This is a genomic window from Candidatus Villigracilis sp., from assembly GCF_057083605.1.
Genome location: NZ_JBXMTI010000074.1, coordinates 29,843 through 53,871, shown reverse-complemented (window position 1 = coordinate 53,871; position 24,029 = coordinate 29,843). Strand labels below are relative to the sequence as shown.

The 24,029-nt window shown below is 43.1% G+C and carries 16 protein-coding genes and 2 pseudogenes; 16 read left to right on the top strand and 2 right to left on the bottom strand.

Annotation, left to right across the window (positions count from 1 at the left end; all coding sequences use genetic code 11):
* Window positions 1-147: 147 nt before the first annotated feature.
* From AC14M5_RS11570 to AC14M5_RS11555, 4 genes are all read left to right on the top strand, one after another.
* The gene (locus tag AC14M5_RS11570; RefSeq protein ID WP_484029825.1) at window positions 148-1,359 is read left to right on the top strand and encodes an aminotransferase class I/II-fold pyridoxal phosphate-dependent enzyme; all 1,212 of its coding nucleotides are present in this window, start codon (window positions 148-150) and stop codon (window positions 1,357-1,359) included.
* Window positions 1,356-4,280 (top strand): glycosyltransferase, encoded by a 2,925-nt coding sequence (locus AC14M5_RS11565; protein WP_484029824.1) that lies wholly within the window; start codon window positions 1,356-1,358, stop codon window positions 4,278-4,280. The genes AC14M5_RS11570 and AC14M5_RS11565 overlap by 4 nt, the downstream gene beginning before the upstream one ends.
* Window positions 4,270-4,827, top strand: coding sequence for an acyltransferase (locus AC14M5_RS11560; protein WP_484029823.1), 558 nt, complete (start codon window positions 4,270-4,272; stop codon window positions 4,825-4,827). The genes AC14M5_RS11565 and AC14M5_RS11560 overlap by 11 nt, the downstream gene beginning before the upstream one ends.
* Window positions 4,828-5,046: 219 nt before the next feature.
* The gene (locus tag AC14M5_RS11555; protein WP_484029822.1) at window positions 5,047-6,672 is read left to right on the top strand and encodes a glycosyltransferase; all 1,626 of its coding nucleotides are present in this window, start codon (window positions 5,047-5,049) and stop codon (window positions 6,670-6,672) included.
* 99 nt (window positions 6,673-6,771) lie between these two features.
* On the opposite strand, the pseudogene AC14M5_RS11550 reads toward AC14M5_RS11555, so the two are convergent.
* Window positions 6,772-7,577 (bottom strand): annotated as a pseudogene (locus tag AC14M5_RS11550) (IS5 family transposase).
* A 167-nt stretch (window positions 7,578-7,744) separates the two neighbouring features.
* Here AC14M5_RS11550 and AC14M5_RS11545 point away from each other — a divergent pair.
* From AC14M5_RS11545 to AC14M5_RS11515, 7 genes are all read left to right on the top strand, one after another.
* Window positions 7,745-10,594 carry a hypothetical protein gene (locus tag AC14M5_RS11545; protein WP_484029821.1) on the top strand — a complete coding sequence of 950 codons (2,850 nt, stop codon included), beginning with the start codon at window positions 7,745-7,747 and terminating at the stop codon, window positions 10,592-10,594.
* Window positions 10,591-11,607 (top strand): glycosyltransferase family 2 protein, encoded by a 1,017-nt coding sequence (locus tag AC14M5_RS11540; RefSeq protein WP_484029820.1) that lies wholly within the window; start codon window positions 10,591-10,593, stop codon window positions 11,605-11,607. The genes AC14M5_RS11545 and AC14M5_RS11540 overlap by 4 nt, the downstream gene beginning before the upstream one ends.
* Before the next feature lie 246 nt (window positions 11,608-11,853).
* On the top strand, window positions 11,854-12,771 hold the full coding sequence (locus AC14M5_RS11535; RefSeq protein WP_484029819.1) for a class I SAM-dependent methyltransferase: 918 nt from the start codon (window positions 11,854-11,856) through the stop codon (window positions 12,769-12,771).
* 287 nt (window positions 12,772-13,058) lie between these two features.
* Complete coding sequence (locus AC14M5_RS11530) at window positions 13,059-14,168, top strand: GNAT family N-acetyltransferase (protein WP_484029818.1); 1,110 nt, start codon at window positions 13,059-13,061, stop codon at window positions 14,166-14,168.
* Window positions 14,169-14,179: 11 nt separating this feature from the next.
* Window positions 14,180-15,175, top strand: a complete 996-nt coding sequence (locus tag AC14M5_RS11525) for a 3-oxoacyl-ACP synthase III family protein (RefSeq protein WP_484029817.1) — start codon at window positions 14,180-14,182, stop codon at window positions 15,173-15,175.
* A 10-nt stretch (window positions 15,176-15,185) separates the two neighbouring features.
* Window positions 15,186-15,935, top strand: coding sequence for an SDR family NAD(P)-dependent oxidoreductase (locus AC14M5_RS11520; protein ID WP_484029816.1), 750 nt, complete (start codon window positions 15,186-15,188; stop codon window positions 15,933-15,935).
* 284 nt (window positions 15,936-16,219) lie between these two features.
* Window positions 16,220-17,104 carry a polysaccharide deacetylase family protein gene (locus AC14M5_RS11515; RefSeq protein ID WP_484029815.1) on the top strand — a complete coding sequence of 295 codons (885 nt, stop codon included), beginning with the start codon at window positions 16,220-16,222 and terminating at the stop codon, window positions 17,102-17,104.
* An 8-nt stretch (window positions 17,105-17,112) separates the two neighbouring features.
* Here AC14M5_RS11515 and AC14M5_RS11510 read toward each other — a convergent pair.
* A pseudogene (locus AC14M5_RS11510) lies at window positions 17,113-18,073 on the bottom strand (IS30 family transposase).
* A gap of 395 nt (window positions 18,074-18,468) precedes the next feature.
* On the opposite strand from AC14M5_RS11510, the gene AC14M5_RS11505 reads away from it, so the two are divergent.
* From AC14M5_RS11505 to AC14M5_RS11485, 5 genes are all read left to right on the top strand, one after another.
* On the top strand, window positions 18,469-19,440 hold the full coding sequence (locus tag AC14M5_RS11505) for a glycosyltransferase family 2 protein (RefSeq protein WP_484029814.1): 972 nt from the start codon (window positions 18,469-18,471) through the stop codon (window positions 19,438-19,440).
* Between the two features lie 191 nt (window positions 19,441-19,631).
* Window positions 19,632-21,446, top strand: a complete 1,815-nt coding sequence (locus tag AC14M5_RS11500) for a glycosyltransferase (RefSeq protein WP_484029813.1) — start codon at window positions 19,632-19,634, stop codon at window positions 21,444-21,446.
* Window positions 21,447-21,734, top strand: a complete 288-nt coding sequence (locus AC14M5_RS11495; protein WP_484029812.1) for a hypothetical protein — start codon at window positions 21,447-21,449, stop codon at window positions 21,732-21,734.
* Window positions 21,735-21,928: 194 nt separating this feature from the next.
* Entirely contained in the window at window positions 21,929-22,954 is a 1,026-nt protein-coding gene (locus AC14M5_RS11490) for a glycosyltransferase family 2 protein (RefSeq protein ID WP_484029811.1), read from the top strand.
* Window positions 22,954-24,021 (top strand): glycosyltransferase family 4 protein, encoded by a 1,068-nt coding sequence (locus AC14M5_RS11485; protein ID WP_484029810.1) that lies wholly within the window; start codon window positions 22,954-22,956, stop codon window positions 24,019-24,021. Before AC14M5_RS11490 ends, AC14M5_RS11485 begins: the two co-directional genes overlap by 1 nt.
* Window positions 24,022-24,029 lie beyond the last annotated feature (8 nt).

Sequence of the window (24,029 nt, the reverse complement as noted above, 5' to 3'; positions counted from 1 at the left end):
CTGATGCTGCGGTCAATACCCAATTTTATGAACAAAGACCAACGCGAGAGGATCGTCATGACCTTAAGGGTTGCACAGTTTTATGGTATGAATACGCCAATGAAATTTCGCTATTGACCAATATATGAATATAACAAGGATAAAATAATGGATAAGACCAGTTTAGATGATCTAGCTTTTTTTGCCGGCCCTCCATCCTTTGAAGAGTTACTTCATGTGGGGCGGCCAAACATCGGTAATCGACAACAGCTCTTAGCTCTCATCAACGAAATGCTTGATCGTCGCTGGCTGACCAACAACGGTCCCTTCGTATTAGAGTTGGAGAAAAAATTAGCCACGTTTCTGGGTGTAAGGCATTGCATTGCAATGTGTAATGCAACTGTTGCTTTGGAGATTGTTGCGCGTGCATTGGGTTTACATGGTGAAGTAATCGTCCCTTCCTTTACGTTCATTGCCACTGCACATGCCCTGCAGTGGCAGAAGATCACGCCGGTCTTTTGCGATGTGGACCCTCTCACTCATAATATCGACCCGTCAAAAATTGAGAATTTGATCACGCCGCGCACCAGTGGTATTCTGGGCGTCCATGTCTGGGGACGGGTTTGCGATGTGGAAGCATTGCAGGATGTTGCTAATAAACACAACCTGCATCTCATGTTCGATGCTGCTCATGCCTTTGCCTGCTCCCATGAGGGAAAGATGATTGGAGGATTCGGCAATGCTGAAGTCTTTAGTTTTCATGCCACCAAGTTTTTCAACTCCTTTGAAGGTGGGGCGGTTACTACCAATGATGATGCGCTGGCAAAAAAAATACGTGATATGCGAAATTTTGGCTTTGCCGGACTGGATGAAATAATAGATGTTGGAACCAATGGAAAAATGAGCGAGGTTTGTGCTGCCATGGGGTTGGTTTCATTGGAAAGTATGAATGAATTTATCGAAGTAAATTATAAGAACTACCAAACTTATTTACATGCCTTTAGAGATTTGCCTGGGCTGCACATGGTGGAATACGATCCGCGCGAGAAAAATAATTATCAATACATTGTCATTGAAGTGGATGAGCATATCACTGGAATTAGTCGTGATTTACTGGTTAAGATTTTGCGCGCCGAAAATGTACTTGCGCGCCGTTATTTTTTTCCGGGTGTTCATCAAATGGAGCCTTACCGTTCCTATTTTCCCAATGCTGGATTGTTATTAACGGAAACAGAAAAGTTAACTCAAAAAGTATTACAGTTGCCAACTGGTACAGCAATAAATGAAGGTGAGATCCAGGCAGTTTGCCATCTGATTCGTTTTTCTATTGAAAATGCGCCTCTGATTATCGAAAAACTCAGCGACCAGGAGGAATCATGACAATTTCTTCTAAAGTTTCTGTGATTTTAACTTCTTATAACCATGCGAAATATTTGCGTGAATCAATTGAAAGTGTTTTGAATCAAACGTATAAAGATTTTGAATTAATTATTTGGGACGATGCATCTACGGATGATTCGTGGAATATCATTTTGAGTTATCCTGATAAGCGGATTAGGGCATTTAGAAACGAAACAAACCAATTTGTTGAATATCTTCGAAAGGCAATTTCTGAGGTGGCTAAAGGAGAATATATTGCCTTACATCACTCTGATGACGTTTGGGAATCTCAAAAATTGGAGAGACAAGTTGCTTTTCTAGATGCGCATCCAGAAATTGGCGCAGTTTTCAGCAATGCGCTTATAGTTGGGGAAAATAATGAAACATTCGAGGATAAATCCCATTTTTATTATAAGATATTTGATCAACCCAATCGGACTCGCCATGAGTGGTTAAATTACTTTTTTTATCAAGGCAATGCACTTTGCCATCCGAGTGTGTTGATTCGCAAAATATGCTATGACAAATGTGGTCTGTATCGGTATGGGCTTGCCCAACTTCCCGATTTTGACATGTGGGTGCGCCTTTGTTTGAAATATGAGATTCATGTGATGCCGGAGAAACTTGTCCGTTTTCGAGTTCTGGAAAATGAGGCGAATGCCAGTGGGAATCGTCCAGAGGCCCAGATTAGAGGACAGTTCGAATTCCTGCAACTGTTTAATAACTACTGTACCATTGAATCTCCAGAAGAATTTCTGAATATATTTCCGACTGCCCAAAAATATTTTATTCAGAAAGACTATGATCTCGGTTTTGCTTTGGGGATGGTTGCGCTTGATTCCAATACTTCCAATGTAATAAAGCTATTTGGACTGAAGCTTCTTTTTGATGCATTAAATAACTCTGATAGAGCCAACAAAATTATGGAACTCTATGATTTTACTCAAAAGGATTTTGTTCGCCTGACGGGCCAACATGATGTTTTTTCAATTGGATTGATACCAAATTTGTATATGCAACTTGCGGAGAAAGAGCGCGGGATGCAGGTTCTCGCCAATAGGCTTGAAGAGAAAAAGCGCGGGATGCAGGTTCTCGCCAATAGGCTTGAAGAGGAAGAGCAAATCGTGCAGACGCTCTCTATGCAGGTGACCAATTTGCAATCTCAACTTCACGAAATCTTGCACAGCAAGGTATGGAAGACTGCATTGTTATTTCGCCAAATTCGATTGTGGATTGCCCCGCCCAATAGCATGCGCGCCAGGCTTTGGGAATTTATTACTTCACCAACACGTTACCGGAAAATCTGGAAGGATATTGCTTTAATTAACTCATCCGACTTATTTGACAGGAAATGGTATGTATCCAAATATCCTGCCGTTAAAAATATTGACCCTGCACGCCACTATCTGCAGTTTGGCGGATTCGAAGGTTTAAATCCCAGCCCATATTTCAATAGTAATTGGTACCTTTCAACCCATCCTGATGTTAAAATGGCTGGAATCAATCCCCTACTGCATTACCTGAAATACGGTGAGGCTGAAGGATATAGTCCGAAACCACAGAAACCACCCCCTGACGTCATGGCATCTTTGCATACTCTCCTGACAAGGCTGGGTATATCCAACCCAATTGACGAAATCGTTTCAGCACTGAGTGAATATAGTGGATACAATAAAACCATGACCAACCTTGTTGAAGTTGAGACATTCTTATCTCGTGCAGAAAATAGGAAAAAATATCCATTGATCCAAGCTTCGCAGTTGCCGGAGATCTCGCCCACAGCAGGAAAAAAGAACATACTTTTTATTACCTCCGAATTTCCAGATCGCCATCACGGTGGTGGAAATCGTGTTCTAAATTTTATCGAGGAATTAAGCAAAAGAAATAACATATATCTGTGCACCGCCTTCTCTCAGTCCGAACATGAAATACACCTCCGCGATGTAGAGCAATATTGCAAATCAATATTAAAGATTCCTTTTGAACGCTTTGGTGGGAATCAGGCAGAAATACGGGAATGGTTACACGGCATACCCATGGATACGGTCCATTATGAATGGATATTTTCCTTGAAAAATTATGGTTCAGATCTGGGCCAATTTCAAATATTTACCTACATGGAAGCGGTTTCTCTCAGGCTGTTGATGGATATGGAACAACTGCAGCCTCTCTCTGAAGCGTGGTTGGATAAGTTTCAACAACTATCTGATGCCTTGTTGTTCGAGCTTGTGCTGGCAGCACCGCTGGACACCCGCGTTGCTGTTACTTCAAAGGATGGGGAGTTTTTCCAAAAGTTGTTCCCTTTTCAGGAATACGTGGTTTTAAATCATGGCCTGGATTTTGAGAATTTCACGCTTCCAGATGTCGAACCAGAACCCCAAACACTTGCCTTTATCGGCAATTTCAAGCATTATCCCAACGTCAATGCAATGCATTTCTTCTTTAATAAAGTTTGGGAGGATATACGAAAAGAGATACCTCAAGTCTGTATCTATATCGTTGGAACCACCCCTCCTCTAGAACTCATGCAGTTGGCAGATGGAAAAAGTGTCATTGTCACCGGTGCAGTTCCTGATGTGCGCCGATACATTCAAAGTGCCTCGGTGTGCATTGCCCCTCTTGTTTCTGGCGCGGGTTTACGCGGCAAGGTAATTGAATACGCTGCGTTAAGACGGACCTTTGTTGCTACATCCATCGCCATAGAGGACCTTGTCTTCGAAGACGGAGTGGATTACTTTTGTGCTGATACGCCGGAAGAATTTTCTCAAAGAATTATCAGTCTGCTAAAGACCCCTGAACTTGCCAGACAGATGGCAGAAAGCGCATATAATACGGCAAGGAAAAATTATGATACCAAACGCCTGACAGGCTACCTACTTTCGTTGTATCAGTATCTGGAGAATAAAGCAGATGTCAAGTAAGATGCGATCTTTTTTTGTCGGGCTGGTGTTCTATATTGCTAATCATTTGGTGGCGAACTTGCCGTCGTTCCGGATGCGGCATTGGTACTATCGCCATGTTATGCGTTACCGAATTGGCAAAGATAGCAGCATTCATATGGGCACGTTTGTTACAGGAGATTCTATAGAGATTGGCGATAACGTTGTGATCAACCGCCGCGTTTATTTGGATGGACGTATCGGCATTAAAATTAAGAATAACATCAGCATCTCGCCCGAGGTATATATTGTTTCAATGGAACATGACCCAAACCACCCTTTATTTGCCACGCGAGGTGAAGTAGTGACAATCGATGATCATGTTTGGATCGGAGCCAGGGCAATGATTTTGCCGGGTGTTCACATTGGCGAAGGGGCCGTAGTTGCTGCTGCCGCTGTAGTGACTAAGAATGTAGAGCCTTATCAGATTGTCGCGGGCATTCCCGCACGCCTAATCGGGAATCGTTCCCGTCAGATCGATTACCGGTGTGTTTACTTCCCTTGGTTTGATACGGATGTGCAAAGATAGAGATGAACAACTAAGGTCACTATCATTATAAATAAAATAGATTAATGATCAATGTCACAAGGGAACCCAATGAATTTTCTCAGAAAAATATCCGAGTATTTAAAAAAAGGCTTACGAATTACCCACCAGAGAGGTGTAAGATCCGCTTTTCGGGCCCTTATCTCTAAACTTCAGATCAAATTTCGGAGAATCCCGACTACCTTTCCAATAGGGGATTGGTTGTCTTATTATGAACACCGGGCTGAAATCAGTCAGACATTAATTATTGATGGCCAAAAATTTCCCAAAGTAAGCATTATCATTCTTACTTACAACAACTTTCTTATTAATCAACTTTGCCTTCGAAGCGTATATTGCAATACGACCTATCCAAATTTTGAAGTGATTGTTGTAGATAATGCATCTACCGATAAGACACCGGCTTGGCTAAAAACCTACTCTAAGACTCATTCTAATCTTAGATTGCTCCTAAACTCAGCCAACCTCGGATTTGCAGCTGGAAACAACCAAGCAGCTCGTGAAGCTACTGGCGAATATTTGATTTTTTTGAACAACGACACGGTTGTCACGCAAGGATGGGTGGAGCGGCTTTTGTTGCACTTCCAAAGCGACCCTGGAATTGGCCTGATTGGCCCGGTAACTAATGCGACAGGGAATGAAGCGCTCATACCAGTCAACTATGCTACTCCCGCTCAAATGGAGGCTTTTGCTCTTGAACGTGCCGTTGCAATGTCCATGCGTTCGTTTGATATTCGTATGCTGGCGTTTTACTGCGTGATGGCACGAAGAGATCAATACGAATCTTTAGGTGGTTTGGACGAGCGCTATTCCGTAGGCATGTTTGAAGACGATGACCTGGCAGTTCGCTATCATCAAAAAGGATTAAGGGTGGTATGTGCTGAGGATGTTTTTATTCACCATTTTCAGGGCGCGTCGTTCGGCAAACTTGAAAGCGCTCAATATGCACAGTTGTTTGAAGAGAACCGTCGCAAATATGAGGAGAAGTGGGGACGTAAATGGGAGGTGTACAAATCCAGGCAGGATAATTCTTTCCTGCCCCGAAATCCAGCAACGGCTTCATTCTCAAATTCGTTGGGAGTGCTGCGTTATCGATGTAATATTTGCAGTCATATCTGTGAAACCGTGGTTAATGATCTTGGCCGTGAAAGTTCATCTTGTACCACATGTGGCTCGACTGTGCGAAGTCGGGCAATTGTGCACCTTCTTTCTACTGAATTGTTTGGGCGCAGTCTGTCTTTACCTGATTTCCCTGTACGTCCCGACCTGCGTGGTTGGGGGATGAGCGATTCGGGTTATGCGGATCTGTTATCTCAAAAAATCGGTTATGTTAATACGTTTTATCATCAGGAACCTCGTTTTGATATTGCCGCGCCATTGGATACCAGCATTGAGAATACTCTGGATTTCTTGATTTCAACTGAAGTTTTTGAGCATGTAGCCCCTCCCGTTTCCCTTGCCTTTGAGAATGCGCGGCGATTGCTTAAGCTTGGTGGTGTGTTAATCCTCACAGTGCCTTACACATTAGAACCTGAAACGCGGGAGCATTTTCCCGAACTCTATCATTATGAGTTGATCAAACAAGCAGGCCCTAATACTGTACTAAAAAACATAACGCGGGACGGGCGGGAACAGATTTTTGATAATTTGGTATTTCACGGTGGCCCCGGGACAACGCTGGAAATGCGTGTATTTTCTCAAAATAGTTTGCTGTTTGAACTGAAACAGGCAGGATTTAAGAGCATAAAAATCTGTTCGGAACCTTGCTGGCAATTTGGAATTTATTGGCCTCAACCATGGTCATTACCTATAATCGCTCAACCTTGAGGCTGGCATTTTTCGGCCAGATATCAGCACGGATGTAAATACTCTTATTTCTGGGTTTATTAAATCAGAGATAGTATGCCTAGAATGTGTTATGAACTTTCATAGGATATACGCAATGGTTTTGACGAAATTTTGAAGCATCAGGATCGCAAAAGCTAAAAAGTGAAGCCTCCGAAAGGTTTCGGGCAGTCTTTCGAAGTCACGTGCCAGCCTACGAAAACGGGTCGTCCATGCAAAACTTCGTTCTACCACCCAGCGTCTGGGTAACAGTACAAATCCTTTCTTGGCTTCGGGCAGTTTGACTACAATCAACTCAATACCTGCTTCTTTGGCATCATTTTGTGGATTATCACCGGTGTAGCTTGATCCACAAAAGCAACTTCAACAGAATTTTGTGTCACTTCTTGTACAGCTTCTGCCAACTCCTTGACTTGCGCACGCTCCTGTTTGTTGGCTGGTGTAACATGCGCGGCAAGCAACAAACCTAAAGTGTCCACGGCAATATGGATCTTGCTTCCCTTTTTGCGTTTATACCCATCGTACCCGGCTCGCTCTCCACTTTCAGGAGTAGATTGTACAGTGCGACCGTCAAATATTGCCGCAGACGGTTGCTCTTTCTTACCGTTTGCCAAGCGTACCAAGGCTCGCAAGTCATGCACCATCTCTTCAAACACGCCTGCTGCTATCCAGCGTTGCGCTTGTTGATAGACCGTGTACCATGGTGGCAGATCATTGGGCATCATCCGCCATTGCGCACCCGTCCGAATAATCCAACGTAAGCCGTTGAACACTGCTCGAAGTTCATGATCTCGTTGTGGAGCATCTTCTTTCATCAATATAAGATAAGGAGCTATGAATGCCCATTCATCGTCTGTCACATCACTTGGGTATGGTTTTCTCGTCATTCCCAGAGTTTACCATCTCCAAAAGTTCATAACAGCCTCTAGATTAAAGTATACAACTTGATTTTCATACAAAACCAATTGAGGTAAATTTAGTTAACGCACGAACTTTGCCGGATCTTTGCAAATAATATTGTTATCTCAGAATATAAACAGGAGATCGGTCATTCATGATTCTTAAGCGCGGTACACTCCAGCGAATACTCACTTACATGGCCGCTTTGGCGGGTTTCGGATGGGCTATTTTTGTGATACTTCGCTATCTGGGCGTAGACAATAATTTTTTGTTGAGTTTAACTTTTGTTCCTGTGAACAATAGACTTTTGCTCATTGTTACCGGAATATTTTTAGGCTCTATCTTGTTTGGTTACTGGGCGGGACAAAATTATCGCCGGAAAATAATTATTGGGACATTCAGCCTGATACTTGTTATTGCCGGCGCATTGCTATTGCACTCCAACATTCAGTCCACCTGGCTCAAGGTAATAAATTTAACTGATGGGGTGCTGGCCTCATTGATGGTTGCCATGGCGGCTTTGATGGGTGTTGGTATCGGCCTTGGCACGCGCATAAGTCGACATCCGTTAACACTAGGCTCGTTAGCCGTTTGTCTGATTCTTCCATTCCTTTTCATTACTTTACGTGCTGGGGCGATTGCCAGTCTCCTGGCATTGGGCTGGCTTTTGGTACTTTCAGATGCCTTGGGCATGCATTTATTACGTTGGTTAAATCGTCTGAGCAATTCCCCTTCGGCATCCATTGACCGCGCCGGGCTTTTGTCGGTTGCCGTGGGCCTGGGAATTCTGATTTTAGTGACTTTGGGATTGGGTTTGATCGGTGGTACGAGTACTACCGGTGTTTTTCTGTTTTTGCTAGGGACTACTGCATTGTGTCTTAAGCAAATCAAATCTTCCCTGACGCGTTTTGCCGCCTTACCTTGGGGGCAACCTGTTCCCTTCTTGGAATTTGAGTTAGGTGGGCTGGCCGCGCTGACCGCTCTTTTCCTTATCTATTGGATTGACGCTCTTGCTCCGGAAGTTGGCGCTGATGCATTGGGTTTCAGAATGGCTGGGCCCGTCATCTGGTTGAGAGATGGCATTATCCGTCCGCTGCCTGAGATGCTTTCTTCCTATGGTATGTTCGCTGGCGAAATGCTTCACCTGTTGCTATTGCCAATGACTGGTTTTGTTGCAGCCAAGGTACTGCAATTTGGATTGGCAATTGTTCTGGTTGTGAGCGTTTATGTTCAGGTTTTTGATCTGCGCCATCAGAAAGAAACTGCACTCATTTTATTTGCTTTCTGGGGTTCCACGCTTGCGTGGTGGCAGATGATCTGGGGTTTTGTGGATCTGTCGCAAATGTTCTTCTATTTTGCTTGCATCCTGGCATTGCGGTTCTGGTTTGATGAGCCTGAAAGCCCGATCTGGTTGATTGTGGCCGGTATTTCTGGTGCAACCGCAACAAGCATTAAACTGAACGGTGCCGGTGCTTTGGTCATTGCGGGTATCGTCGTGGTGGGTGTCACAATTTATCAAACGCGTTCATATGCGAAGGTAATTACAAATAACCTGTATTTGGCGATGCCGGCGGCTGTTTGCCTGCTGCCGTGGCTGATACGCTCATATTTGCTCACTCAAAACCCCTTGTTCCCATTTGCTAATGAAATCTTCAAAAGCCCATTGATTGTGGAGATGCCCGTGGCAAAGTTTGGGGTAGGGCTTTCGTTTCCCGAGATCTTTAGTGTACCTTGGGGTATTTTTTTTGATCCGGCTCGTTTCGGATCACTAGGCACATATCATCCCTTGATTCTAGCTTTAGCTGTTCTAGGTGTTACTGGGCTGATATGGGTTTCTTCGCGAAAGGACTGGCTGTGGCTTGGGGCAGGGACACTGGCATACATCTCCTGGCTAGTCACTGAGCAAAATTCACGCTATTCCCTATTCGCCATATATCTACTTATGCTGGCCTTTGGTACTGGATTGCTCAAATGGCAGGAGAGATTAACCAACCGGTTGCAATACTCCGTGATTCAGGCCTTGTTTTTGGTTGGGCTGGTAGGGGGTTTTGGAATACAGGCAATCAGACCATCATTTTGGATGCAATGGGCGGTTTCCGGGCAGGCTCTTCCTCTAAAGGTTGTGCTAAGTGAACAATCCGGATTCGATTATCTGACTGGTATTCTACCCACCTATTTCTGTTCTGAATGGCTTAACCAGCATTATGGTCAGAATGCCAAAGTCTGGCAAATACCACCGATACGCGATCATTTATACTTTAATGCACCGGTTTCTGCCCTACCACATGGTATTCTAACAATCACCAAACCTTTGAGTGATATTCTAAGTGACCCTTCTCTGTCAGTTAACCTCGCCGCCATTTATCAAAATCTTGTCACTGAAGGATATACTCATCTACTGTACGATACGTCACGAAGGTCGCTATTGGGTGTCACATCAGAATCTGAATGGCAAGGTGTTTTCAGCGCTGCATTTGAAGAGAGTTATCTACAACTGGAGTGCGCTGATCGTGGACTCAGATTATATAAAATCCGTCAGATACCAATTTTTACAGCTAATGCCGTTCAGTTGCACCCTAATCTAATCGAAAATTCTGGGTTTGAAATGTTCAATGCGGCTGGTTTGCCGCATAATTGGGATATTACTGGAGAAGGAACAGTCTTTTATTCTGATGGAAATAATGTTCTCAGATTGGAAAAAGACGCTACAATAAGTCAGATTATTGCCGTCAATGATGAAGTTCCCTATGAATTGAGCGTAGATTACAAGGCGATATCAGCAAACGCCACAGCCACTCTTCGAATTAGTTGGTTAGACTCTTCTGGGCAACTACGCTTGTTTTGGGGCCAACCTATAGAACCAAGAAACGAATTTATTTCCTATCGTTTTCTGCAAACCGCCCCTGCCAGCGTTCAAACTGTAGTAGTCTACATATCCGGCAGTGGTATTGATGTGGATAATATCATCTTTCGCGAAATTACCAGTGAGATTCCGGTTCCATGAGCCAAACTATTCTTTCTTCCCACAAGCCATACATCTGTGTGGTTATTCCTCTCTATAAAGCCCGCGACCAGATTGCCGATGTCCTTCGTGGGCTACCGGGGTTTGTCAGAACGATTATCGTTGTGGATGACTGCAGCCCTGACGATTCTTATGAGTGTGCCCTGACAGTGGGTGACAAAAGAGTTTCCTTTGTACGCCATAAACAAAACCAGGGCGTTGGTGGTGCAATGCTGAGTGGATATGAAAAGGCCATCGAACTGGGTGCGGAGATCATTGTCAAAATAGACTCTGATGGACAGATGGATCCAGCTTATCTGCCGCATCTTATCGTGCCAATTCTGGCGGGCGAGGCGGATTATACGAAAGGCAACCGTTTCCTTCATAGTCGACAATTGAAAACGATGCCAATTCTCAGGCGAATCGGTAATTTAGGTCTATCATTCTTGACCAAGTTGGCTTCCGGCTATTGGAATATGTTTGATCCATCCAATGGCTATACAGCAATCTCAGCATCTGTAGTGAGACTAATTGATACAGCAGCCATAGATCGGCGTTATTTTTTTGAGACGAGTATGTTCTTGGAATTGGGACTTCTAAGAGCAGTTGTTCGTGATGTATACATCCCAGCGCGATATTCGAATGAGACCAGTAACTTATCCGAATGGAGTGCATTGTTTGATTTCCCAAGGCGTTTATTGATTGGTTTTATCAGGCGGATTTGGATACAGTATTTTGTAAAGGATTTTAGCCTAGTGTCGCTGTATCTCCTTAGTGGCTTGTGTTTGTTGGGATTTGGTATCCCCTTTGGTGCCTATCACTGGTGGCTGGCTGAACTAACTCAGGTAGCTACTCCAACGGGCACGGTTATGCTCGTAGTTATGCCCATTATTTTAGGCGTTCAATTTGTATTGCAGGCTATAGCACTGGATGTGCAGAATGTACCTAATCGCATTGTTCACCAATCAGGAGAGAGCGTGTGGCATATTTATAAAGAGCAGGAACTGAATCAATAAACACTGCTTGTGTTTGTTGATTTTTCATTAGTTAGATTGGTTGCGAGTTAGATTGGTTGCGCTGGTAATCCATAGTGAATCTATAGAAAATTTCCCCATATAAGTTATACTAAACACCTATTTTTTATGAGGATATTTGCTTGTACCCTTAGTGCATGAACCAGTTCTCAAAATGCCAGAAGACTATCAAATCCTCTGTTAGTGATTTGGCTGTGATGATTCATATAATACGAGCGGAAAATTGAGATGACTACAATAATATGCCCAGCTTGCCAGGGACTTAAATTCAATGACAGAGAACTGATACCGAACTTGTTGCGTATCAAGGCTTGTATTAAATGCGGTTTGTTGATAAACGATAGTGAAAAAAATGGCCAGGCAGGTTATGAGCGCATAAATGATGGGGCATATGAGCAAAGTATAGGTTTGGTTCGGCGCGAGCAGGCCAAGTTGATAAGTGAATTTGTCAGACAGTATCATAAGGGCCGGCCTAAGGATGGATATTGGCTGGATATTGGGTGTGGTACAGGTAATATGCTGCAAGAAGTATTGCGTAGGGGCTATCGAGTCTTGGGTGTTGAACCTGACTCTAAGGCTTTGAAGCAGGCCGCTTCGTTAGTGGGGAGCGAAAATGTTTATCAAGGTCTAATGGATGATTCAGTTGCACCTGATCAGAGCTTTGATGTGATATCCACTTTGGATATTTTGGAGCACATTCCTACCGAACAATTACCTAATTTTGCACACTTGGTACACTCCAAGTTAAAACCGGGTGGTCTGTGGGTGATTAAGTTACCAAGTAATGATGGTTTGTACTTCAAGATATCCCATTTTCTTGTGCGCTTTATAGGTTCACTTTTATACAATGTAATAAAACGATTGTGGTTAATAGCCTACCAGGCTCCGCATACGGTGTATTTTAACCAAGAATCGCTGCAACATTATCTGAAGTTTCATAACTTTGAAACGATTTCCATGACATATTTGGATGAAATCCCAAACAACACTGTTATTGAGAGGATGTTGGTAGACTCATCTATTTCGAGATTTCAAGCCACACTATTTGCTCCCGGTTTTTACTTGGTAAATTTCATAGAACGACAGCGGGGTCGTTCTGATGCGCTGCTATTGTTAGCGCGACGCCCAATAGAATCAAAGAACTAATTACCTGCCTTTTTATCGTGACGGTGAATTATCTCAAAAGATGGGCCGAAACATTTTGCTGGATTCGTAGTTTCATCTTCATGTTCTGCAATTAATATGGACCAGTTTGCCCCAGCGCCTGTGGCCATAAAATGCTCAAGAATCATCAAGAACAAGCCTAAATCGAAATTAATTTCCTTGCCATACAAAATCCGTGAGGCATAGGAAAACGTGGTTTTTATCTGCGTTCTCCACGAGATCATAACCCCGTTTTTGGATACATGGTAGAGAAATAAAAGGAATAATTTATGAAAATTATCAATTGGAAGCTGAGATCTTATTTAGATGGGGATGAAACTGCGATCCTCGATTTAGATCGAAGAGTGTTTTCTGAACAAAATCCTGATAGGTTTTCTGAGGAGTATTGGAAATGGGAATTTATCAAAAACCCTGACGGAGTTTCAAATATATGGTTGGCTGATGATCACGGCCTTATTGTCGGTCATTACGCTGTTATTCCCCGGTTATGGAAGATAGATAATGGAAACCATATGGGTTCAATTGTCGTAGACGTTATGACGGATGAACGATATCGTTTTCAAGGTATGTTTGCTGCTTTGGGTAAAGCCGCTCTGGTGGATTCGGGAGAAAAAGGTATTTTGTTTTCATATGGTTTCCCTGTAAGAAAAGATGTTATGCCGGGACATCTGAAGGTGGGATGGGAGCATATTTTTGACCTACCTGTACTAGTGTATCCTCAAAATTTTATTTCGATTGTACAGTACTATTTTAAAAATAAAGTAATGTCTCGATTTATTGGCACGGCCTTGAATTCAATTTGGGGCGGGTACAGAAAAATCAAGGAAAGTACCGCAAATGTTTTTTCAAAGCCTAGAAATCAATGTTCCATACGTAAAATTGATGCGGTTACAGAAGATTTCGATCATCTTTGGCAGCGTGCGTCCCAACAATTTGCAATAGTGGCATCTCGTACTAAGAACTATCTCAAGTGGCGATACATTGAGCATCCTTACTACCAATACAAAATTTTAGGATCCTACGTTGGGAAGGAATTAGTAGGATACGTAGTAATCAGGAAGGAAAATATCCTTGGGCTTAATTGTGGGGTAATTGTAGATCTGTTGGTAGATCCTGATCACTTTTCTGCGCTGGACGCTCTAATCGACTATGTCAAGACTTATTATAGGGCGCAGAAAAATATTGCATTAATTGCATCTATGATTTCGAGATCAAATCGGTATTATGATCTTCTCAAGCGTCATGGTTTTCTGGCTTCACCGAAAAAGTTTTGGTTTATCATTCACAAGAATTCAGATGATATGCTAGCTTTTAATTTTGAAAACTTATATAATCAGGCCAATTGGCTTTTGACTTGGGGTGATACAGATGTTATCTAGGAGAGAAATAAATGAATTTTGACCGAAGGTCTGCCAAAATTTCTGGGACAGGTTCATTCCTTCCAGAACGAGTTTTGACGAACGAGGAAATTGAGCAAACAGTCCCAAATACCAGCGCTGAATGGACGTATAGGAAATTAGGTGTTCGAGAGCGGCACATTGCGGGCCCTAATGAGTCGACCGCTGATTTAGCCATTGCGGCGTCAAAGAAGGCGTTGGATAAGGCTGGTATTAGTCCGAAAGATTTGGATCTGATCATTTTGGGAACAACAACACCACGCCGGCCGGCCCCGTCCACGGCATGTTATATTCAGCACCAATTGGGTGCAGAACATTGCGCTGCTTTTGACTTGTCAGCTGTATGCTCAAGTTTTATTTATGGTATGGTTGTGGGGACGCAGTTTATCCAGTCTGGCGCTTATAAAAATGTACTTGTGATAGGTGCAGATACTTTTTCAAAAATTACGGATTGGAGCAGGAGAGATTGTGTATTCTTTGGAGATGGAGCCGGCGCAGCAGTATTAACCGCATGTCCTGTCGGGGAGGGAGTCTTGTCTTTTGATTTAGGAGCCGATGGCTCTGAAGAATTTGCTTGGACGATTCCAGCTGGAGGGTCTGAAACGCCCACCACTCATGAAACATTAGATCAAGGGCTGAATTTTTGGCATATGGATGGTCAAGCTGTCTATAACATGGCTACCAAAAGAATCCCCCAAACTTTACAGCGGTCATTGGAAAGGGCGGGGATGTCGATTTCTGATATAGATCACGTACTACCGCATCAGCCGAGCATGAATGTCTTAAAGAAAACGGCAGAAATTATAGATATGCCTTTTAGTAAATTCTATACAAATATGGATAAATACGCAAATACTTCTGCCGCAACTGTAGCGATTATTCTGGATGAAGCAGTCAATTCAGGTTCCTTGAAAAAAGGGGATATTATTGCTTTTGCTGCTGTTGGGGCCGGCTGGGCTTGGGGCTCATTAATAATGAGATGGAGTTAGAGAGAGTAAAATGATTAAATATACAGATCAAGTTGCTGTTGTTACTGGCGCTTCAAGAGGACTAGGGAGCCATATAGCGCTTTCACTATCACAATTGGGTATAAAAGTTGTTTTTACATATAAATCTAAAGGTGAGCTGGCCAGGCTTGTTAGTGATGGAATTACTTCAAAAGGTGGTCGTTCAGAATATTATCAATTAGACGTTTCCAACGAAAGTCAGGTTAAAGACTTTTTTGAATTAATTGCCAAGGAAAATAATCGTATAGATATATTAATAAATAACGCTGGCATTTCAATTGACGGGGTGGCTTGGAAATTAACTTCCGAAAACTGGCGTTCTGTGATTGACACCAACCTCAAGGGCACTTTCCTTTGTACAAAATATGTGTTGCCTTTAATGAGAGCAAATAGTTATGGCAGAATTGTAAATATGACATCTGTAGTTGCTCAATCTGGTGTAGCTGGAACTGGAGCTTATGCAGCCTCAAAAGCAGGGGTCATAGGCTTTACAAGGTCAGTGGCAAAAGAAATAGCATTGAAGGGCATAACAGTAAATGCCCTGTCGTTAGGATATTTTGATGAAGGCATGTTGTATACAATTGCCCCAGAAACTTTAGATATATTAAAAGACCAAATACCGATGAAAAGATTTGGTCAGATTGATGAGTTATTATGGGCAATCCATTTTTTGTGTGCACCGCAAGCAGGATATATTACGGGCCAGGTAATTAATATCAATGGTGGTTATTATATGGGTTAATCGTTGAATTTTGTTAATACTTTCTCCAAGGATTCATAAGAGATGTGAGTTGAATGGAATATACAAGCATCCATCTGAAATGCTCCTTGGATTTCATTACTTAATCTATTTAGACGGTCAAGCTTGTGTAATAAGATTAGATTACATAGTTGTTGAGAATTCAGGTTTTACTCTCTACTTAATGTTAAGGGTTTGCTTGAGAAGAAAGGTAACTTGTCAGCCGATATTTTTCAAGTGATCAAATATGGCTTTAATACTTGACATTTTTTTCTTAGGAGTTTGTTATGAATACATCCCACTCTTCCAGTAGCGCAGCTAATGTATTCTGCATTGACGTTGAGGAATGGTATCACCTAAATTTTGCATCCATGACTTCTTTGCCTGGTTTTTCGCTGGAACAGCGCGTAAAAACTAACACTGAAACATTGCTCGAAGCCATGGCTGAATACAGGGCTAAGGGGACTTTTTTCTTCCTGGGTAGTGTCGCAGAGCAATATCCGGAACTTGTCCGCCGTGTGCATGCGGAGGGACACGAAATTGCATCCCATGGCTATGGACATAAATTGGTTTATCAGCAAACTCGGGGTGAATTTTTTGAAGATGTCTATAAGTCACTAAAAATTTTGCAGGAAATCACGGGGGTGGCAGTCAAAGGATATCGTGCCCCTTCATGGTCAATTAACAAAAATACTCCATGGGCTTATGAAGTGCTTGTAGAATTGGGGCTACTATACGATTCTAGTCTCTTTCCCTTCACAACCTTTTTGTACGGAGATAGTCAGGCACCTATTGCACCATTCGTGCATGAGGTGAATGGATCCAAATTGTATGAAGTGCCTGCTACTGTTTTAGCGCTATTTGGGCAACGATTGCCATTTGCTGGTGGATTTTACTTTCGCTTTTTCCCACATTGGGCAATACACTTGGCCACTAGATTGGTAAATGATCAAGGGCGGACTGTAATTTACTATTTGCATCCTCGTGAGATCGATCCCGACCAGCCACGATTACCTTTGCCCCGTAGAGATTACTATATTTCGTATGCCAATTTGTCTGGCACCCTCAGGAAGATAAAAAGGATATTCTCACTAGCTCCTACGATGAGTATAGACAATTATTTGAAGATCAGTGGCCTTTTGGATAATGTTGATTGTAGCCCGTCTTATTAACTGTGAATTCAAGTAGTAAGTGCAACAGATGTATGAAAGAACACCTCAAAAGGTGTTTTGAAACGAAGGGATTTGCGAGGTCTGAAATTCAAATTTGACAATGCTTGTTTCATCTTTTTGTTGGAGATCGTTTGGAAGTCAGATTGCTTTGGAAAGTATTGTCGCAGTAGGCCATTCGTGTTTGCATTAGTGCCACGCTCCCAGGCAGCATACGGATGAGCGAAATAGAATTTGAGTTGGAGTATTTCAGCAATTTTTTCGTGGTCTGCAAACTCTTTGCCGTGATCTGAAGTCAGGGTGTGCACCTGATCCATGACTGGCAACAATAGCCTACAGACTTTCTGGCGAACGGCACAGGCCGTTCGCCGAGACACCTTTCCAAATCAAGGTGAAACGAGATTTTCGTTCGGTGAGTGTCACCATGGCTTGTTTCTGTTTCCTGCCGATAAGCGTATCCACTTCCCAGTCATCTAATCGTTTTCTGGAGCTGACGATGGCTGGACGTTCTTCAATACTGCGGCAATTGGGCAATTTGCCGCGCCGATCATAGCTTCCGTAGCGTTCGCGGCGTTTCTTCTGGCATCGCAAGTGTCGGTGTAAATTACCGCCTGCTTGTTTATCTTTGAGCACATATTGATAGATCCACTCATGGCTGATGCTAACCTTCTGCTCCTTTTTCAGCCTGCCAGAGATTTGTTCGGGACTCCAATCCCGCCTCAACAAGCTCTCCACCACCGCCCAGATCTCAGTTGTGATTCTTGGTGTAGATTTCTGTCTGCGCTCCAACGCCAGTTCATGCGCCTGTTGAGGTCGATAGCCGCGTTGCCCTCGATTCCGTTTCAGCTCTCGGCTCACGCTGGACTTGTGAACCCCAATTATGGCTGCAATCTCCGAAAGCCTATGATCGGTTTTCTGCAACGCATAAATCTGGTATCGTTGTGCTTGGGTAAGCTGACTGTAGGTTCTCATAATGCTCCTTTGACTTGGTCGTTTGAGAAGCATTATCCTACGCCAGCTTACCTCTCACCAACCTTCAAAGTTGCACTTATGAGTTGAATCTACAAACTCACATCAATAAGATGAATCCGATTTTTGATGCTCGAAGTGCAAGATGTTTTATTTCTAGTGAAGATCTGAGAATATTTTGAGTGAGCCACTTCGCTTATTGTCCATAATATTTCTTGCCATAAAAATAAGGTTGGATTATCAAATCAAGCCCACTACTTGTTCTTGGGCAGGATGATATTAAACGATTGGTAACTAGAATTAGGTACCAATTATCCTTGAATAGTGCATTGAGCCCTGCATTACGTATTCAGACTGTTCAGAGACTGGTCTCATCAGCACAGTGTATAATGCAACCCATGCCCATTTCTTTCCTTGTCTCTGTCATCATCGTCACCTGGAACAGTAAGAAATATTTGCCGCAGTGTCTGGATGCTCTTTCTGCCCAAACGAATAAAGATTTCGAAATTGTAATCCTCGATAATGGTTCAACAGATCAGGAATATTTGGATTTGAAGGGGAAGTACCCTGGGTTGAAGGTGACGATAAAAAAACTGAATGGAAATCTCGGTTTTGCCGCTGCCAACAACATCGGTGTCCGCCTTGCGCGAGGAAAATATCTGGCCCTCCTTAATGCGGACGCCTTCCCAGAACCTGATTGGCTTGGACAATTACTCCAAGCCGCAGACGACAATCAAGAGTTTACCTTTTTTGCATCTCGTCAAATTCAAGCCAATAGCCCCGAGCTGTTGGATGGAACTGGTGATGCCTATCATGTCAGCGGACTTGCGTGGCGGCAAAACTATAATTACCCGGCAAGCAAATATTGCGCTCAATCTTGTGAGGTTTTCGGTGCCTGCGCAGCTGCGGCATTATACTCACGGGATGATTTTATAAAAGCCGGCGGTTTTGATGATGATTACTTTTCGTATTTTGAGGACGTGGATCTGAGCTTTCGCCTGCGACTTGCAGGTGGGCGTTGCCTTTATGTTCCACAGGCTGTGGTATATCATGTTGGTTCTGCCAGTACAGGCAAAGAGAGCGATTTCGCTGTATACCATGGGTATCGCAACCTTGTGTGGACATTTTTCAAGGATATGCCTGCTTCCCTACTTTGGGCTTACCTGCCTCGTCACATGCTCATGAATATTTATGTGTCTGCCGTATTTTTGCTCAGGAAAAAAAGAAGCATAATTTTGAAATCCCAGTTGGATGCGTTCCGTGCTTTGCCCACCGTACTCCGCAAAAGAAAACACGCTCAACAATTGCGAACTGTATCCTCTCAGGAAATTGATCGCGTAATGATTAAAGTGCCATTTATTCCTCGTTAGGCTAATTGCAGATGCAAGTGATCGCAGAAAAGATTTGCCATGCGTTTCAACTTGACTGCCGCAATTCACAACCTCCAACGCACTCAAACTGACTCTTGCAAGATTACTTATTTTCGAGTACCCAGTTGGAAACTGAAAGAAGACGCTGGGCAAGTGCTCAATAAAGTGTTACCTCGAATTAGGTGCTAAAAATGCAAATATTATATGAACGGCTAGTCGTTTTTGGAAATAGGCTTGTGAGGTTTATTTATCGTGTGCAACTTGTGCTGAGAGGTGAGGGTATTACGGGGTTATTAACCAGGGTCAGAAACCAATTGTCCCTGAATAACGTGTTAAGAAACGTACTGCGCTTTCAAAATGAAGCCGGGGTTAGTCCCGCTGTGAGTATTATCATTCCGGTCTTTAACGCGCTCTCATTAACCAAGGAGTGTATTCATAGCCTTTCACCGGAGGTTCAGAGTATACAGTATGAAATTATTGTGATTGATAATGCATCTGAAGACAACACTTCACGCTGGCTGAAGGACGAAAGTGAAAGAAACACATCGTTGCAGATATTTAGGATGGAGAGAAATCTGGGTTTTGGCCCCGCTGTTAATTATGGTATTCGTCAGAGCAAGGGTGAGTTCGTTGTTATCTTAAATAATGACACAATAGTAACGCATGGGTGGTTGGACAATCTGATCGATGCGATGGGAAGCGACTCTTCCATCGGTATTTTGAGCCCTGTTACCAACTATGTAGGGGAGGGCCCTCAAATTGACGAAAACGCAAAGGAACTTCCTCCGGATATAGATATTCTTAATCAATATGCAGAAAGCATTGCGGGCCGCACTGATGTGATGTACGAGTCAAACCGCCTTGTTTTTTTCTGTGTGATGATAAAGCGCGAACTCATAGACCTTATCGGCGGCTTGGATGAAAGCTATGAAAAAGGGAATTTCGAGGATGATGACTATTGTTTAAGAGCCAGAATGGCTGGTTTTCGGCTTGCCATAGCAAAAAATGCCTTTGTGTACCATCATGGAAGCGCCACCTTTAAGTCCAACAAAATTTCGCACGATCAATATATGGGAAGAAACAGAGTGCGTTTTTATAAAAAAGCCGGAAGAATTGCAACTACGTCCCGCCAGTTGTTACCCGCAAATATGTCAAGAAAAGATAACGTGAGTGTTATCGTCAGAACTAAAGATCGCTCGTTGTTGCTCCAAAGGGCGCTTGCAAGTTTGGCTAATCAGACTTTCAGAGATTTCGAAGTGGTATTGGTTAATGATGGTGGAGAAGACGTTTCAAATTTGTTGCACTTTTTCGCGGCACAATTCCCCATTAAATATGTCCACAATGAAATTTCAAAAGGGCGCACGGCTGCGGTAAATAGAGGCTTTCAAGATAGTATAGGAAAATGGATTTCCTACCTAGACGACGATGATATTTTGTACCCCTGGCATCTGGAGGAACTTTTTCGGGCAGCGGAGAGAAATAAGTCTAAATTTGTTTATGGTGACTGCAATCGTGCGCTGTTTCTCGACGAGAAAAAAATAACCCCGGAAATATTAATGGCGGTGACACCTTGGGAGTATAGTCGCAAGGAATTACTCATTCAAAACCATATACCTATTCACACCTGGTTGCATGCTCGTGAATGTACGGAAAAAATTGGTTTGTGGGATGAGTCTCTCGATAGGTTGGAAGATTACGAATTTCTACTTCGCTTGAGCGCCGATTATCCTTTCCACCACGTTAAAAAGGTTGTCTGTGAATACCGTTATTATGTTAATAGCACAAACTCCATATATACTGAACGGCACAGAACGCTGGCGGCCTACGAAAAGGTCTATCAACGAAATCCGGTTGATGATCTCGATTCCCGTATCCGGCGACAGGAAGTTTTAGACATGATAAATGCCCAGATTAGTAAGATCGGAAAAATCCAGAAAAGTATTGGGGTTACAATTTCCAAGGAAGCGGCAACTAGAGATATTATCCGGTTGATTGCAGGAATCTAAATGATGAGAGGTCCTATTGATAAGGCGAGTTTGAGTATGAAAGAGATATGGAATTTTAAGAAGTCAATTCTGGAGATTTACCACGTAAAGAACAATGCTTTCGATGTTCTAAGATTTATTATGGCTTCTCTTGTGATTGTGCACCACTTATACGCTTTGCTCCGAGTTAGCGATGCAAATTTGTTTGTTAAATTTACCACCGGACAGCTTGATCTAGGATGTTTTGCCGTTGGCAGTTTCTTTACTACAAGCGGTTTTTTTGGTAGCCCAGAGTCTGCTGAATGGTAAATCCCTTATGGAATACTTTGCAGGAGCTCTGCTTTCATATGCTGATACTTTGGAAAATTGCGGAAAACTATTAGTTGAAAATAGTAATTATTTAATAGAAATATATAAGGGCTAATCTTCTAATTTGGAAGAGTGTATTTTTGCAAATGACACGATTTTTGACCTACCTAAATAATAAGCATCAGTTATAAACAATGCAACCTCTTCCCCTTGTCTCCATAATTATCGTTGCCTGGAATAGCAAGAAATATCTGGCCGACTGCCTAAATCATCTTTTGGCACAGTCTTTTCAGGATTTTGAGGTTATTCTTGTGGATAATGGCTCTGTTGATGGGACGCTGAATGGGTTGAAGGAAAGATACCCATCGCTTGATCTTCATATCCATGGATTAAGTGAGAATATGGGGTTTTCTGCCGCAAACAATATTGGGGCGCGCCTCGCTCGGGGACGTTGGCTGGCGTTGCTGAATTCCGATGCATTTCCTGCATCTGATTGGTTATCAAAATTAATCGAAGCGGCTAAAAAAAAACCAGAGTTCTCCAGTTTTTCGTCGCGCCAGATTCAAGCCAGTGATGTGCATTATCTGGATGGTGCAGGGGATGTCTATCACATCAGCGGATTTGCGTGGAGACGTTATCTTGGTTATCCAGCAGACCATTACGGCGGGGAATCAACTGAGATATTCAGCCCTTGTGCCGCCGCAGCATTGTACTCCCATGAAGCATTTCTGGAAGTGGGTGGCTTTGACGAAGACCTGTTCAGTTATTATGAAGATGTTGATCTGGGATTTCGATTGCGTTTGGCAGGTTATCGAGCATTATATGTGGCTGATGCAGTTGTGGAGCATATTGGGTCAGGAACACTAGGTGTGCGAAGCGATTTTGCTTTCTATTATTCACACCGCAATCTTGTATGGATCTTTTTTGCTAACATGCCATTCCCATACATTTGGCTATACTTGCCATTGCATATCATGACGAGTTTAGTATATCTATGCTATTACACTTTTTTGGGACGGGGAGGGGTTTTATGGCGAGCGAAAGGGGATGCAGTGCGTGGATTATTGACCTCGCTCCATAAACGGCGGGAGATACAAAACCATCGCTGCGTTAGACCTTCGGACCTGGTCAGGTCCATGGAACATGGCTGGTTCAAGCCTTTTGTCCGCGAGTATCAACTTCGGCGTGTGCTGAAAAAGGCGATTGAAAAAAGACTCTAATGCATATCCTCACCTTTACTCGTTATGAACGACTTGGCTCCAGCAGCCGGGTGCGTTTTTATCAATATATTCCCTACCTGACTGCCCATGGCATTGAGATCATCGTTGCTCCTCTTCTCAACGATGATTATGTGCAAAGATTGTATGAGAAAAAACGACAAAATCTGAACCTAATCATATCCGCATACCTGAAACGACTTCGCTGGTTAATAAAAAGCCGCTCTTTTAATCTAGTCTGGTTGGAGAAGGAACTCTTGCCTTGGCTCCCTGCCTGGGGTGAAATGTTCCTTAAGAAAATGGATATCCCTTATGTCGTTGATTACGATGATGCAGTCTTTCATCGTTATGACCAGCACCAAAACGTGTTGGTTCGGTTTTTTCTCGGAAAAAAAATAGATCGGGTTATGCGTGATGCGGCTCTTGTGATTGTGGGAAATGATTATTTGAAGGAACGCGCCATCAAGGCAGGTGCAAAGCGGGTGGTATACTTGCCCAGCGTTGTGGATGGATTGCGATATATTCAACCTAAAAAAACAATCAAATCTCGATTTGTTATTGGATGGATCGGCTCACCGGTCACCTCGCCATTCTTGGGTGCAATTCAATCATCCTTGGAAACCCTTGTCTATGAAGGCCAAACAGAAGTTGTATTGATCGGCGCGGGTGGGACCGATTTATTGCCTCAGATTCCGAAAACGATTCTCCCCTGGAGCGAAGAGACTGAAGTTGCTGTTGTACAGCAGTTCGATGTAGGGATCATGCCTCTTCCTGATGGCCCATTTGAAAAGGGAAAATGTGGTTATAAATTGATTCAATATATGGCTGCTGGGTTGCCCGTTGTGGCCTCTCCGGTGGGGATTAATAGTCAGATTATTGAGTATGGGGTCAATGGCTTTTTAGCCACCTCTGAAAATGAATGGATATATGCCTTGGAATATCTTCGTGATAACCCCGAAGCGAGAATAAAAATGGGGATCGCAGGCAGAAAAAAAGTTGAAAAAGAGTACGATCTGGAAGTCACAGCGCCTCAGTTGCTCGCTTTGCTGAAACAGGCCGCCTTGCGTTGAAGAGATGA

Bases quoted from the DNA above. Each gene is read 5' to 3' on its own strand.
- AC14M5_RS11530 (WP_484029818.1), top strand. From the start codon at position 13,059: ATGAAAATTATCAATTGGAAGCTGAGATCTTATTTAGATGGGGATGAA.
- AC14M5_RS11505 (WP_484029814.1), top strand. From the start codon at position 18,469: ATGCCCATTTCTTTCCTTGTCTCTGTCATCATCGTCACCTGGAACAGT.
- AC14M5_RS11545 (WP_484029821.1), top strand. From the start codon at position 7,745: ATGATTCTTAAGCGCGGTACACTCCAGCGAATACTCACTTACATGGCC.
- AC14M5_RS11535 (WP_484029819.1), top strand. From the start codon at position 11,854: ATGACTACAATAATATGCCCAGCTTGCCAGGGACTTAAATTCAATGAC.
- AC14M5_RS11485 (WP_484029810.1), top strand. From the start codon at position 22,954: ATGCATATCCTCACCTTTACTCGTTATGAACGACTTGGCTCCAGCAGC.
- AC14M5_RS11560 (WP_484029823.1), top strand. From the start codon at position 4,270: ATGTCAAGTAAGATGCGATCTTTTTTTGTCGGGCTGGTGTTCTATATT.
- AC14M5_RS11525 (WP_484029817.1), top strand. From the start codon at position 14,180: ATGAATTTTGACCGAAGGTCTGCCAAAATTTCTGGGACAGGTTCATTC.
- AC14M5_RS11570 (WP_484029825.1), top strand. From the start codon at position 148: ATGGATAAGACCAGTTTAGATGATCTAGCTTTTTTTGCCGGCCCTCCA.
- AC14M5_RS11540 (WP_484029820.1), top strand. From the start codon at position 10,591: ATGAGCCAAACTATTCTTTCTTCCCACAAGCCATACATCTGTGTGGTT.
- AC14M5_RS11495 (WP_484029812.1), top strand. From the start codon at position 21,447: ATGATGAGAGGTCCTATTGATAAGGCGAGTTTGAGTATGAAAGAGATA.
- AC14M5_RS11520 (WP_484029816.1), top strand. From the start codon at position 15,186: ATGATTAAATATACAGATCAAGTTGCTGTTGTTACTGGCGCTTCAAGA.
- AC14M5_RS11490 (WP_484029811.1), top strand. From the start codon at position 21,929: ATGCAACCTCTTCCCCTTGTCTCCATAATTATCGTTGCCTGGAATAGC.
- AC14M5_RS11500 (WP_484029813.1), top strand. From the start codon at position 19,632: ATGCAAATATTATATGAACGGCTAGTCGTTTTTGGAAATAGGCTTGTG.
- AC14M5_RS11515 (WP_484029815.1), top strand. From the start codon at position 16,220: ATGAATACATCCCACTCTTCCAGTAGCGCAGCTAATGTATTCTGCATT.
- AC14M5_RS11565 (WP_484029824.1), top strand. From the start codon at position 1,356: ATGACAATTTCTTCTAAAGTTTCTGTGATTTTAACTTCTTATAACCAT.